Source organism: Burkholderia sp. Bp9140 (assembly GCF_003853425.1).
Taxonomy (GTDB): domain Bacteria; phylum Pseudomonadota; class Gammaproteobacteria; order Burkholderiales; family Burkholderiaceae; genus Burkholderia.
The window spans coordinates 101,205-114,368 of sequence record NZ_QTPQ01000010.1 but is presented as its reverse complement, the minus strand read 5'-3'; the positions used below and the strand labels follow the sequence as shown (position 1 = coordinate 114,368).

Genomic DNA, 13,164 nt, shown 5'->3' with positions numbered 1-13,164 from the left:
CGAATATCGTAGGAAGGCTGGTTCTATTTGCATTTTTTACATTTGTATGGGGTGGTTGTGTTATGGCAAATGATTTTAAAAATGGCACTTCGAAGCCCGGCGCGTTTTCTCTTTCCTGGTCCGGCGGTCTTCAATATGGATCGAGAAAGATGACTTACGATGGTGAAGGAAAATTTCATTTTGCCAAAGGGGATACCATCAATGACGACCACGAAACCGGCGTGGGGGTTTTTTCTCTAAGCCTGCAGAATAGTGACGTGCTACAGCTGAACGACGTGGCTCGTACCTTATGTGACAAGGAGATTCAAACTGGCGGTCCCGAAACGCATGATCCTGCGGCGATGTTCAGCGTAGTCTGTCTGGAGGAAGGAAGCGTCATGCGGAGGTCGGGTTCATTGCGCCTCATTCCTGAGCGCTTCAGACATCAAGTGTTTGATGCACCGTTCAGGCTATCCGATCAGGCGCGCTCGGATGGAAAGAAGATCATTAAGTTGGATTTTTCAACCGTGGGCATCGAGCGTAAAGGAAATCACTACATTGTTTCGGTAAGATTTATTAATTCTGGAGCTCGGTGGATTAGATTCAAGACGCCGGATCAGTGGGGCGGGACGACTGTTGGTGGGCGCCTGGGGGTCGGCGCTGTCGGAAAAATTTCTCAGCGTGGCGGCATCGAAGCGAGTCCCAAGTCGTGGGCATTTGGGTTGGGCGCAAAGAATCTGATTAATCGGGGTGAGTTCCCGGATGGAATCGTTACTCTGCATCCAGGACAAGACAAAGTACTCAAGATCGAGACGACGCCGGATTACATTGCTGAAAAAGGGCAATACGAATTTTCCGGTATTGTCTTTATGAGGATCGAGTACGAGGGGCACGGGTGGGGGCTATCACCGCAAGTAGATTTTAAGCCGATCAAAAGCCGTATAACTTTCGACCACGACTACCCGTCGACTTCACAGGATCGTGAACAATGGGAGGCAACGCAACGAGCCACGATGTCATCCCGCCCGGTCAACCCGGGCGAGACGTTCGCGGAAGACGGCCTATACCGGGCCCTGCGAACGACCGGCAACGGTGCCTATCGCAGCCTCCAGCTCAGACCGTTCAAGGCCGGGGACGTTGCTCCGACGGGCAACGTGAGGATGCTCCAGGAGGCCGCCGACGGCATCGAGCTCGACGGCCCGGTGCAGTGGCTGTGGGAAGGCAGCGCCCCGACCCCGGTCAAGCCGTATTCGTTCGACACCATCGACGAGACCCGGCAGTTCAGCGAGCCTGGCACGCCTTGCCCGCGTAGCGGCCGATGGCTTCCGCGCGTGCGTGAAGGCTGGAATTCCACGCGCTACGACGTGGCGGGCATCGTCACGCTACGCCACGGAGACACGATGCCGGCAGCAAAACATACCGGCGGTGACGCCGACTGGGAATGGATCGGCGTGTGACATGGCCGAACGCGCCTGCATCTTCCAACAGGACCGAACCACCGCGAATGGCGTCGTGCTTGACGGTCTCGATGACATCGGTCTCGACGATCGAAAATTGAGTTATCTGGGAGCGAGGGTCCGATGCCCTGCATGCAACACCATCGGTTATATCGAACCCGACGGCGCGAGACCACGAGAGGATGATTTCAACGGCAAGCAGCATGCGCTCGAGGGTGATCTTTGCCGGTGCGCCTGCAATCCGCCGCCACGCCTCGTCGCTTCGCAGCGCGACTGGATTGTTGAATAACGCAACGTGCTCATCATGGAGGCACGATGAAATTTCGCTGGACCCCGCCTGCCCACGGCGAGTGGACGGCGGGCAAACCGCCGCCCGTCTGGCTATATGTCGCACTGTTTGTCCTGATCGAGTGCGCGTTTCTGGCCGGCACTGTCGCCGTGTGGCCGCCCGGAAAGTCCATGGCTTCGGACGACTTCATGCGAACCGCGCTGGCCGCGCCATTTGCGCTCTGGATAGCGGTCAGCTTTGTGCTTTATGCGTCGATGTACGACAGTCGCGCGTTTGAAGCGGCGGTCAGGAATGCGGCGCGCTGGCATTTGCTCACGAGATGGCAACGCCAGGTTCGTTCGGGCCTGGCCGTTCTCGACAACGTGATTCTTGCGCCGGAGCCGAACCTTGCCGAGCGCATGTTGAAGCTTGAAGGGAGTCCGCCGGAAAATCCCGGCGGAGCGATGCGACTCGATGGTATCGAAGGAGCGGACGGCGTGTCCCGAGAGCGCGCGGTGATCGAAAAGCTGCTGACGCCACTGGCGGCGCGGCTCACGCAGGCGACGCGCAGCGGTTCGTTTGACATCGTGATGCAGTGCGAGCGTGCCGAATCGTATGTGGACGTGCAGGCCGTGTGGACGCAACTGCAACTACCCGGGAAACCTCGCATCCGGTGGTTGAGCGACGACAAGGATCCGGGATTTGCGGACATCTGGTTCGAGGATGACACCGGCACGGCCCATGCGGATTCATACGCGCCAGCCCGGAGCCCAAAATACCGCCTGATGCTGGCGTGGCATCTCAACGGCGCGGAGCCGGATGTCCAGCCGGACACGTCCGAGGCAGCAGTTGCGTTGCTGCTCGGTTCGCCTGAGCTCATGCGGGAAAAGCCGCAACTGAAATGTCAGGCCTGGCTGTTCCGCCAGATCGTCGCGGATGCAGACGAAGTCGACAACGCGCTCGCACGGCTGCTCGGCGCGGAACAGGTGCCGCGTGAGCGAATCCGCCATTTCTGGTATAGCCGCCTGAAGGGACTGGGGCTGCACACGACGCTGGGAGCCGTGAAGGACACCGAGCTGAAAGTGGAGAAACATGCGCTCGATCAGGCAGTGGGTCCGCAGGCGCCGGCAGCACGGTGGCTCCTTCAGGCGCTGGCGGCGAAGATGGCGCATTTCGGTCAGGGTGCGCAACTCGTCGCACTGCCCAGGCCGAATGGCGTCGCGCTGAATGTCGTCGTCAAGGATAAACCGGTGGCGGACGTACCGTGGAAGTCCGAATACGAATACGCGCTGTTCCCGTGGGCCGAGTTGACCGGCTTCATGGGTCTGTGGACGTTCTTGATCCTGATGTCGCCCAATCAGGCGTGGAGCACCTCCGAGACCGTGTTGACGGTCGCGATCGGCGGCGGCGTCTTGCTGAGCTTCGCGTGGCGCCTTTTTTGGGGACCGCGCCTCTATACGAACGATGTTTTGCGCGAGTACGGATGACTCGTGCCGGACGTTGTCGTTTCTACGTGTGCGTCGCATGGTCGTGGCCATTCGAGGCTGACGGACTGCCCATGCGGAGCAGCCTCACATCCGCGGAATCGACCGAATATCCGAACTCTCGCCGGTAGCCGAATCGTCGTCCACGCACCACGCGCGCGCGCACCAGTAATCGAGGGCCGTTCCGGCGAGTTCGTCGGTTCGCATCGGCAAGCTCCGTCAGGTTCCATCAGGCCGGGGTGTTCAGCGTGCAAGCGGCGTGCCCGGCATTGCACGCATCCGCGCGACGAGCGGATAGTGATCCGACGCGTGCCGCGCACGCGCGCTGCGATGCACGTTTACATCGACCAGCAGCTCCCCCGGATGGATCCGGATCCGGTCGAGCGAGAACACCGGGCACCGCGTCGGGAACGTGCGCGGCGCCGGCGCGCGGCTCACGCATGGCGCTACCGGACGATCAGGAACGGCACGAACCCGGGCACGAAAGGGCTGAATCCGCTGAAGACGCTTTCGGAAACCCGGACGATGCAGGTCAGGCGGACGGTTCGGGCATCACGGCCGCGCCGCGATCTCGTCCAGATGCCACAGCAGATCCGCCGGGTCGTCATACACGCGCAGCGCCCCCGCGCGTTCCAGCTCGTCGCTGCCGTAACCGCCCGACAGCAGCCCGACACCCAGCGCACGGCAGCGGCTCGCGGCGAGCATGTCCCAGATGCTGTCGCCGACCACGACCGTATGTTCGATCGGCACGTTCAGTTTCGCGGCAGCGGTCAGGAACAGGTCGGGATCCGGCTTCGCATACTTGACCTGGTCGCGCGTGACGACCACGTTCCTCGCCGGATCGACGCCGAGCGCCTCGAGATTGATCGCGGCGGTTTCCATCCGCCCGCTGGTCGCGATCGCCCAGCGAATGCCTGCATTCGACAGCGCGGCCAGCAGCTCGCGCGCGCCCGGCAGCGGCCGGACCTGCGCGCGCAGCCGCTGGTACGCGGCCGCATGCAGCCGTGCGAGCCGTTCGACGCGCTCGGCGTCGATGTCGCCGGCCGTCTCGCGCAGCAGCTGGTTCAGGAACAGGCCGCCGCTCATCCCGATCTTGCGGTGGATGCGCCACACCGACAGCTCGATGCCTTCGGCATCGAGCGCCTCCTTCCACGCGAGCACGTGCTGGTAGACGCTGTCGACGAGCGTGCCGTCGAGATCGAACAGAAACGACGTTTCAATGCGCATGTAAATCTCCCGGCCCGAGGTCATTCGGGCGAATCGTTCGTGAAAGCTGCTTCGACACATCGGACATTATCGACGCACGGCCGTGTCATCGCCATGTCCCCGCATCGCGGCCGGCAGCAGCGTGTCAAGCGCCGCTGATACAATCGCGCCGATGCGCCGGGCCGGCTGCCCGCGCCCCCAACCTTTGTCGAATTCCCGTATGGCAACCCCGGACGCCGTCAGTTCCGAACAGTCGTGGTGGGGCGTTCTGGCCCTGGCACTCACTGCCTTCATTTTCAATACCACCGAGTTCGTGCCCGTCGCGTTGCTGAGCGCGATCGGCGACAGCCTGCAGATGCAGCCGACCGCCGTCGGCCTGATGCTGACGATCTACGCGTGGGCCGTCGCCGTCGTGTCGCTGCCGCTGACCTTCATCACGCGTCACGTCGAGCGCCGCAAGCTGCTGAGCTGCGCGCTGCTGGTGTTCATCGGCAGCCATGTCGTGACCGGCGTCGCGTGGAATTTCACGGTGCTGATGATCGGCCGGCTCGGCATCGCGTGCGCGCACGCGGTGTTCTGGTCGATTTCCGTCCCGCTGGCCGTGCGGCTCGCGCCGAGCGACCGGAAAAGCCGCGCGCTCAGCCTGCTCGCGATGGGCTCGGCGATCGCGATGGTCGCCGGCATTCCGCTCGGGCGCGTGATCGGCGAGGCGCTCGGCTGGCGTGTCACGTTCCTCGTGATCGGCGGCGCGGCGGCCGTCGCGCTGCTGATGCTGCGCGTGACGCTGCCGACGCTCCCGAGCCAGGGCGCCGGCTCGCTCGCGAGCATCGGCACGTTCCTGCGCAAGCCGGCGCTGGTGGCGCTGTACGCGATCACCGTGCTGGTGGTATCCGCGCACTTCACGTCGTACACGTACATCGAGCCGTTCGTGCAAAGCGTCAATCATGCGAGCAGCAGCCGGATCACCTACGTGCTGATCCTGTTCGGCGTCGCCGGCATGCCGGCCGCGCTCTGCTTCAACCGCGTGTTTCCGGAACGGCCGGCCGATTTCCTGCTCGCGTCGATCATCGCGCTGTCGGCCTGCCTGCTGATCCTGTTCCCGAGCGCGCTGAACATCGTCACGCTGTCGGTTCACACGCTGGTGTGGGGCGGCGCGATCGTCTGCTTCGGTCTCGCGATGCAGGCGTGGGTGCTGAAGCTGGCACCGGAGGCGACCGATCTCGCGGTGTCGATCTTTTCCGGGCTCTACAACGTCGGGATCGGCGCCGGCGCGCTGCTCGGCAACCATATCGCCGGGGATTTCGGGCTGCCGTGGATCGGCACGTTCGGCGGGGTGGTCGGGATCTTCTCGGCCGGGATCGCGTGGGCCGCATTGCGGCTGCATGAGCGGCGGGCGGTGGCGTAGCTTACCGCCTCATCCGCCATGCCGGCGATAATGCCGTGATGGCGGCGTCAACCCGTCGCGCTCCGCGGCCGCGGCGCCGGATTCGCGTTGCCGCGCACCTCGTTCGGCGTCATGCCGGTCCAGCGCTTGAATGCATGCCGGAAACTCGCGGCGTCGCTGAATCCCAATACCGATGCGATCTCTTCGATGCTCAACGCGGTCGTGCCGAGATAGTCGATCGCCAGTGCCCTGCGCACGCCCGTCAGCAGTTCGTTGTAGGACGTGCCCGCGGCGTCGAGCTTGCGGCGCAACGTCCTTGAAGTCATGTGCAGGGTCCCGGCGATCGCGTCGATGTCCGGGAATCTGCCGGGGATGCACGTCAGTTCGTCGTAGACGCGCAGCGTGATTCCGGAGCGATCCTGGAGTTCGTCGAGCAGCTGCGCGCAGTGCCGCGAGACCTGGGCCGCCGTGATCGGGTGGGCAAGCTGCGGCGCCTGCGACAGCCACGCGGCGGGATAGCTCAATGCATGGCATTCCTGATCGAATGCAACCGGACAGTCGAGCGCTTCGGCAAGCAGTGCCGCATGGGCCGGTCGCCCGCAGGCAAACTGCGCGCGAGCCGGCACGCACCACGATCCCATCACGTCCTTGACGAAGGTCGCGTGCAGAACGAACTGCATGTCGAGCAGGAAGGCGTACAGCCGCGCGTCGAGTTCAGGCAGCGCCACGTCTTCGCGGGCGGGGAAATGCCAGGACGCCCGATCGTCTTCCACGACCCAGCGAATGCCGAGCAGGCCGTTCGCGAGCCGGTGAAACCGGACCGCCGCGTCGAACGCCTCTCCCAGCGTTTCGGCGCACAGCGTCGCATATCCGTACATCCCGTAGCTCGACGCATGCAGCAACCTGCCGACCCGCACACCCAGGTCGGAGCCGGGATAGTGCCGGAGCGCATTGCGCACGGCCGTCAGGAATTGTTGCGCCGACGTGAGCGTGAACGGGTCCGACACGTCGCTCGGGGCGAGATCGGTCCCGGCGAGCACCGCGGACGTGTCGAGTTCCAGATGCGCCGCGACTTCCATCAGCGCCGCGAGCTTCGACGGGGACGCGCGCTTTTCCGACAGGGTGGCCAGATCGACGGGCGACGACGGCAGGCCGGCGCCAGGGCCGGCTTGCGTCGGGTTCAATCGCATGGTGCTGCTCATCTCTGAATCAGGTCGTCGGTTCTCGTCGCGGCGCGGAATCGGGCAATGCCGTGCATCGATGCTCCGCAGGCTGCGTCCGTAGTGACGACCTTACGTCAATCCGCCGGTTCCGTGTGGTAGCGAGCGCGGACAATTTTCGCGTCCGTTTCAAACATTTCCAAAGCCCCGGTCGCCCGCCATAGTGGCGGCACGCCACGGCCGGCAAACGCGCCCGTGTCGAGAAAATAAATATGGAGATACCGTTCAATGAAGTCGATGAAACTGGCGGCGGCTGCCGCCATGCTGGTTGCGAGTGCGGCAGCGCATGCGCAGTCCGCGGGAAGCAACGTGATGGGAGTGGGCTGGTTGAGAATCGCCCCGCAAACATCGAGCGATCCGCTCGAGATCGGCGGGCACGCCGTACCCGATACGGGCGCGAGCGTCGATAACGCCGACACGCTCGGCATCACCTTTACGCATTTCCTGACCGACAACATCGCTGTGGAGACGGTCGCCGGCGTTCCGCCGAAATTCAAGTTCTCGGGAACCGGTGTGCTTTCCGCCGCGGCGATCAATCCGCTCGGCGATGTCCGCCAGTGGAGTCCGGCGCTGCTGCTGAAATACTATTTCGGCCGCGCGGATGCCCATTGGAGACCCTATCTCGGCATCGGCGTCAGCTACATCTGGTTCACCAATGCGCATGTCGGTCCCGCGTTCCAGCAGGCGTTGAGCGCGCAATTGACGCACGGGGCGACGACGGGCCTGTCGACGAGCGCGGACGTCGACAGTGCATGGTCGCCGGTCTTCAACGCGGGACTGAATTACCAGTTCGACAAGCATTGGTCGGCCGGGCTGTCCGTCTCGTACCTGCCGTTCGGGACGAAAGCCAATTTGACCACCCGGCTGCCGAACGGTGCGGTGGTCAAGAGCGTCGCGAAGATCACGCTGGATCCGCTCGTCACGCTGGTGTCGGTGAACTACGCATTCTGACCGGACGATGCGGCGGCGGCGATCCGGGCCCGCTGCGTGTGCGCTGCCGATCCGGTTGGCAAGGACGGGCGGCAGGGTGGCGACATGACCGCCATCGCTGCACACCGATCGCCGCACGTCGCACGCCGCACGCCGCACGTTGCACGTTGCACGCCGCGTCAATGCGGCCCGTCGTTCCTGAGCCCGGCCGCATCGAGTTGCCTGAGCTTCGCGTACAGCGTCGTGCGTGAAATGCCGAGTTGCCGTGCGGCCGCCGACACGTTGCCGTCGTGCGCGTCGAGCGCCCGGCGGATCGCGTCGAGCGACTGTTCGTGCAGGCTCGCCTGCGGGCTGGCGGCCGGCGCCGCGTTGCCGGTGTCGCCGGGCGGGGCGCATCGGCGACGCACGTCGATACCCGCATACCGACTTCGTTCCGGTCGTTCATGGAAACCGACGCAGGCGCCGAAAGCAGGCTGGCCAACCCACCGTTTTCCCTCAGGAAAACCCTGATCACCCCCCGGCAGACCGCCGGTTTCAGCCGGATTCCCCACCCCGAAAGCAGCCGCATCGCGCCCCCGCCCAAGCCACACCCCGAACACGCGCGCCCCCGCTCCAGCAAGCATCTCAGCCCGCATACCTAGCCAAAAAAGGTATGGCGCACCGCAATATTCCGTGTCTTAAGCTGAATTCCAATACCTGTCAGGTATTGAAAAGCGAGGTCAAAAGTATTGGACGCTCCATTTCCCCGCCGCGTATAAATCCGTCCCATGAACTCCCCACACGCAGCGTGCCCCATGTCTCCAGTCACCATCGAACGCATTGAAACCCGCCTCGTCGACCTGCCGACGATCCGCCCGCACAAGCTGTCGGTCGCCACGATGCACGGCCAGACGCTGATGCTGGTGAAGGTGACCTGCAGCGACGGCGTGACGGGCGTCGGCGAAGGCACGACGATCGCCGGGATGGCCTACGGCCCGGAAAGCCCGGAAACGATGAAGCTCGCGATCGACGCGTACCTCGCGCCGGCGATCATCGGCCGTGACGCCACGCGCATCCAGACGCTGATGGCGTTCCTCGGCAAGCTCGCGAAGGTCAATCACTTCGCGAAGAGCGCGCTCGAGACCGCGCTGCTCGACGCGCACGGCAAGCGCCTCGGCGTGCCGGTCAGCGAACTGCTCGGCGGCCGCCGGCGCGATCGCCTGCCGGTCGCGTGGACGCTCGCATCGGGCAACACGGCCACCGATATCGCGGAGGCCGAACTCATGCTCGACCTGCGCCGCCACAACGTGTTCAAGCTGAAGATCGGCGCGAAGGCGCTCGCCGAGGACATCCGGCACGTGGCCGAGATCAAGCGGGCGGTCGGCGAGCGGGCGTCGGTGCGCGTCGACGTGAACATGGCCTGGAGCGAAACGCAGGCCGCGCGCGCGATTCCGGCGCTGGCCGATGCCGGTTGCGAACTGGTCGAGCAGCCGGTCGCATCGGCCGCGGCGCTCGCCCGGCTGATGCGCCGCTTCCCGGTCGCGCTGATGGCCGATGAAATCCTGCAGGGCCCGGACAGCGCGTTCGAGATCGCGAAGCAGCACGGCGCGGACGTGTTCGCGATCAAGATCGAGCAGAGCGGCGGCCTCTTTGCCGCGCAGCGCGTCGCGGCGATCGCGGATGCGGCGGGCATCGAGCTGTACGGCGGCACGATGCTCGAAGGCGCGTTCAGCACGGTCGCGTCCGCGCACCTGTTCGCGAGCTTCGCGAACCTGCAGTGGGGCACCGAACTGTTCGGACCGCTGCTGATTACCGAGGAGATCCTCGCGACCCCGCTCGACTACAGCGATTTCGAGCTGACCGTGCCGAGCGGCCCGGGCCTCGGCATCGAGCTCGACGAAGCGACAGTCGCGCGCTTCACCCGCGACGGGCTGACGAAAGTCTCCCGCTAACCCGCTTACGTACCAGGACATCACGATGCTTTTCCACGTACGCATGGACGTCAACCTCCCGGCCGACCTGCCGGCCGGCGTGGCCGACGAGATCAAGACCCGCGAGAAGGCTTACTCGCAGGCGCTGCAGCGCAGCGGCAAGTGACGTCACATCTGGCGCATCGCCGGCGAATACGCGAACACCAGCGTGTTCGACGTGTCGGGCAACGCCGAGCTGCACGAGATCCTGACCGGCCTGCCGCTGTTCCCGTACATGAAGATTTCGGTGACGCCGTTGTGTCGCCACCCGTCGTCGATACACGACGGCGACGTTTGAGCCACGGAGCCGCCTGTTCTCGGACAGCGAGCACCCCAGGTCACTATTCCCCCAATACACGTGGAGACACCATCATGAGCGTCAAAGTATTCGAAACCAAGGAAGTGCAGGATCTGCTGAAGGCCGCGTCGAATGCGGACGGCAACGGCGGCAACGCGCGCACGCAGCAGATCGTCCAGCGGCTGCTCGGCGATCTGTTCAAGGCGATCGACGACCTCGACATCACGCCCGACGAAGTGTGGGCCGGCGTGAACTACCTGAACAAGCTCGGCCAGGATGGCGAGGCGGCGCTGCTCGCGGCCGGCCTCGGCCTCGAGAAGTATCTCGACATCCGGATGGACGCCGAGGACAAGGCGCTCGGCCTGGACGGCGGCACGCCGCGCACGATCGAGGGCCCGCTGTACGTCGCCGGCGCGCCGGTGCGCGACGGCGTCGCGAAGATCGACGTCGACGCGGACGAAGCCGCGGGCCCGCTCGTGATCCACGGTACGGTCACGGGGCTCGACGGCAAGCCGGTGGCCGGCGCGCTGGTCGAATGCTGGCACGCGAACTCGCACGGCTTCTATTCGCACTTCGACCCGACCGGCAAGCAGAGCGATTTCAACCTGCGCGGCGCGGTGAAGACGGGCGCGGACGGCCAGTACGCATTCCGCACGCTGATGCCGGTCGGCTACGGCTGCCCGCCGCAGGGCGCGACGCAGCAGCTGCTGGACCGCCTCGGCCGTCACGGCAACCGCCCGGCGCACGTGCACTTCTTCGTGACCAGCGACGACCACCGCAAGCTCACGACGCAGTTCAACATCGAGGGCGACCCGCTGATCTGGGATGACTTCGCGTATGCGACGCGCGAGGCGCTGATTCCACCCGTCACCGGCAAGACCGGCGGCGCCGCGCTCGGGTTGAAGGCCGATGCGTACCAGGACATCGAGTTCAACTTCGTCCTGACGCCGCGCGTCGAGGGCAAGGACAACCAGATCGTCGAACGCCTGCGCGCTTCCGCCACGGCATAACCGCCCGACGGCGCGGCGGCGCGCATGCGCCGCCGCCGGCCGGGTCCCCGCGAGATTCAATCGATACCGATGCGAGCGTGCTTGCAGGACCCGGCACGCGCACAGGAGGAACCAACATGTCCGCCACGATCGACCCCACCACCGAACTGGACCACCTGCTCGCCACCGCCGTGCAGGACGACAAGGAGGCCGGCGTCTTCCGCTGCCGCCGCGACATCTTCACGAACGAGGCGCTGTACGAGCTCGAGATGAAGCACATCTTCGAGCGCAACTGGGTGTACCTCGCGCACGAGAGCCAGATCCCGAACAACAACGATTACTACACGACGTGGATCGGCCGCCAGCCGGTCGTCATCACGCGCGACAAGACCGGCGAGCTGCACGCAGTGATCAATGCCTGCGCGCACAAGGGCGCGATGCTGTGCCGCCGCAAGCACGGCAACAAGGGCAGCTTCACCTGCCCGTTCCACGGCTGGACCTTCTCGAACACCGGCAAGCTGCTGAAGGTGAAGGACGAGAAGACGACCGAGTATCCGGTGCAGTTCAACACGCACGGCTCGCACGACCTGAAGAAGGTCGCGCGCTTCCAGAACTATCGTGGCTTCCTGTTCGGCAGCCTCGGCGACGACGTGCTGCCGCTCGAGGACTACCTCGGCGAGGCGCGCGTGATCATCGACCAGATCGTCGACCAGGCGCCGGACGGGCTCGAAGTGCTGCGCGGCAACTCATCCTACATCTACGAAGGCAACTGGAAGATGCAGATGGAGAACGGCTGCGACGGCTATCACGTGAGCACCGTGCACTGGAACTACGCGGCGACGATGGGCCGCCGCAAGGAAGACGGCACCAAGGCCGTCGATGCGAACGGCTGGAGCAAGTCGGTCGCGGGCGTGTACGGCTTCGACAACGGCCACATCCTGCTGTGGACCAAGACGATGAACCCCGAAGTGCGGCCGGTGTACCAGCACCGTGACGAGATCAAGGCGCGCGTCGGCGACGTGCAGGCCGACTTCATCGTGAACCAGACCCGCAACCTGTGCGTGTACCCGAACGTGTTCCTGATGGACCAGTTCAGCACGCAGATTCGCGTGGTGCGCCCGCTCGGCGTCGACAAGACCGAAGTCAGCATCTTCTGCTTCGCGCCGAAGGGCGAGAGCGAAGCCGACCGCACGACGCGGATTCGCCAGTACGAGGATTTCTTCAACGTGACCGGGATGGGCACGGCCGACGACCTCGAGGAGTTTCGCGCATGCCAGGCCGGCTACGCGGGCATCACGGCGATGTGGAACGACCTGTCGCGCGGCGCGCCGCTGTGGATCGACGGGCCGGACGAGAACGCGAGAAAGATGGGGCTGAACCCGCGCATGTCGGGCGAACGCAGCGAGGACGAAGGGCTGTTCGTGTGCCAGCACGAACACTGGGTGCACGTGATGCGCGATGCGCTGAAGCAGGAACGCGGGGAGGGACAGGCATGAACATCGATTACCGGACCATTTGCGCGGCGCTGTATCGCGAAGCGCGCCTGCTCGACGATCGCGAGTGGGACGCGTGGCTGACCTGCTACACGGAGGACGTCACGTACTGGATGCCCGCATGGGACGACGACGACCGGCCGACCGACGATCCGCACAGCCAGATCTCGCTGATGTACTACGCGGATCGCGGCGGCCTCGAGGATCGCGTGTTCCGGATCAAGACCGAGCGCAGCGGCGCGTCGACGCCCGAGCCGCGCACCAGCCACAACGTGACGAACGTCGAGGTGCTGGCCGAGCGCGACGGCGAGGTGGACGTGCGCTACAACTTCCACACGCTGAACCACCGCTACCGCGTCACCGATCACTTCTTCGGCACGATGTTCGTCACGCTGCGCCGCTCGGGCGACGCATTGCTGATCTCGAACAAGAAGATCGTGCTGAAGAACGACTACATCCGGCAGGTGCTCGACGTGTACCACGTCTGACGCCGATTGTTTCGACAAG

Annotated in this window: 13 protein-coding genes and 2 pseudogenes; 10 read left to right on the top strand and 5 right to left on the bottom strand. The window is 64.7% G+C overall.

Annotated elements, in window-relative coordinates; all coding sequences use genetic code 11:
• Nucleotides 1–62: 62 nt before the first annotated feature.
• Genes DIE21_RS11005 through DIE21_RS10995 form a run of 3 tightly spaced genes read left to right on the top strand, consistent with a single transcriptional unit; the run spans nt 63 to nt 3,191 of the window.
• Nucleotides 63–1,436, top strand: coding sequence for a hypothetical protein (locus tag DIE21_RS11005; RefSeq protein ID WP_124497717.1), 1,374 nt, complete (start codon nt 63–65; stop codon nt 1,434–1,436).
• 1 nt (nt 1,437) lies between these two features.
• On the top strand, nt 1,438–1,725 hold the full coding sequence (locus DIE21_RS11000; protein ID WP_124497716.1) for a PAAR domain-containing protein: 288 nt from the start codon (nt 1,438–1,440) through the stop codon (nt 1,723–1,725).
• Between the two features lie 26 nt (nt 1,726–1,751).
• Complete coding sequence (locus tag DIE21_RS10995; RefSeq protein ID WP_124497715.1) at nt 1,752–3,191, top strand: hypothetical protein; 1,440 nt, start codon at nt 1,752–1,754, stop codon at nt 3,189–3,191.
• A 240-nt stretch (nt 3,192–3,431) separates the two neighbouring features.
• Here DIE21_RS10995 and DIE21_RS10985 read toward each other — a convergent pair.
• Nucleotides 3,432–3,620: pseudogene (locus tag DIE21_RS10985) on the bottom strand (endonuclease); the annotation flags it as partial.
• Nucleotides 3,621–3,740: 120 nt separating this feature from the next.
• Complete coding sequence (locus DIE21_RS10980; protein ID WP_124497714.1) at nt 3,741–4,415, bottom strand: HAD family hydrolase; 675 nt, start codon at nt 4,413–4,415, stop codon at nt 3,741–3,743.
• A gap of 199 nt (nt 4,416–4,614) precedes the next feature.
• On the opposite strand from DIE21_RS10980, the gene DIE21_RS10975 reads away from it, so the two are divergent.
• On the top strand, nt 4,615–5,799 hold the full coding sequence (locus tag DIE21_RS10975; protein WP_124497713.1) for a sugar transporter: 1,185 nt from the start codon (nt 4,615–4,617) through the stop codon (nt 5,797–5,799).
• 47 nt (nt 5,800–5,846) lie between these two features.
• Here DIE21_RS10975 and DIE21_RS10970 read toward each other — a convergent pair whose 3' ends face one another.
• Both DIE21_RS10970 and DIE21_RS37180 read right to left on the bottom strand, forming a co-directional pair.
• The gene (locus DIE21_RS10970) at nt 5,847–6,980 is read right to left on the bottom strand and encodes an AraC family transcriptional regulator (protein WP_260432414.1); all 1,134 of its coding nucleotides are present in this window, start codon (nt 6,978–6,980) and stop codon (nt 5,847–5,849) included.
• Between the two features lie 95 nt (nt 6,981–7,075).
• Nucleotides 7,076–7,261 carry a hypothetical protein gene (locus DIE21_RS37180; RefSeq protein WP_185642755.1) on the bottom strand — a complete coding sequence of 62 codons (186 nt, stop codon included), beginning with the start codon at nt 7,259–7,261 and terminating at the stop codon, nt 7,076–7,078.
• Here DIE21_RS37180 and DIE21_RS10965 point away from each other — a divergent pair.
• Nucleotides 7,227–7,949 (top strand): OmpW family protein, encoded by a 723-nt coding sequence (locus tag DIE21_RS10965; RefSeq protein WP_124497712.1) that lies wholly within the window; start codon nt 7,227–7,229, stop codon nt 7,947–7,949. The genes DIE21_RS37180 and DIE21_RS10965 overlap by 35 nt on opposite strands.
• Nucleotides 7,950–8,107: 158 nt before the next feature.
• Here DIE21_RS10965 and DIE21_RS10955 read toward each other — a convergent pair whose 3' ends face one another.
• A complete protein-coding gene (locus tag DIE21_RS10955; protein ID WP_409364629.1) occupies nt 8,108–8,335 on the bottom strand; it encodes a helix-turn-helix domain-containing protein in 228 nt (75 codons plus the stop codon).
• 387 nt (nt 8,336–8,722) lie between these two features.
• Here DIE21_RS10955 and DIE21_RS10945 point away from each other — a divergent pair, with 387 nt between their 5' ends.
• The 5 genes and pseudogenes from DIE21_RS10945 (at nt 8,723) to benB (ending at nt 13,145) form a co-directional block, all read left to right on the top strand.
• Entirely contained in the window at nt 8,723–9,859 is a 1,137-nt protein-coding gene (locus DIE21_RS10945) for a muconate/chloromuconate family cycloisomerase (protein WP_124497711.1), read from the top strand.
• Between the two features lie 25 nt (nt 9,860–9,884).
• Nucleotides 9,885–10,175: pseudogene (gene catC, locus DIE21_RS10940) on the top strand (muconolactone Delta-isomerase).
• Between the two features lie 74 nt (nt 10,176–10,249).
• The gene (gene catA, locus DIE21_RS10935; protein WP_124497710.1) at nt 10,250–11,185 is read left to right on the top strand and encodes a catechol 1,2-dioxygenase; all 936 of its coding nucleotides are present in this window, start codon (nt 10,250–10,252) and stop codon (nt 11,183–11,185) included.
• Between the two features lie 116 nt (nt 11,186–11,301).
• On the top strand, nt 11,302–12,660 hold the full coding sequence (locus tag DIE21_RS10930; RefSeq protein WP_124497709.1) for a Rieske 2Fe-2S domain-containing protein: 1,359 nt from the start codon (nt 11,302–11,304) through the stop codon (nt 12,658–12,660).
• The gene (gene benB, locus DIE21_RS10925; protein WP_124497708.1) at nt 12,657–13,145 is read left to right on the top strand and encodes a benzoate 1,2-dioxygenase small subunit; all 489 of its coding nucleotides are present in this window, start codon (nt 12,657–12,659) and stop codon (nt 13,143–13,145) included. The genes DIE21_RS10930 and benB overlap by 4 nt, the downstream gene beginning before the upstream one ends.
• Nucleotides 13,146–13,164: the final 19 nt, after the last annotated feature.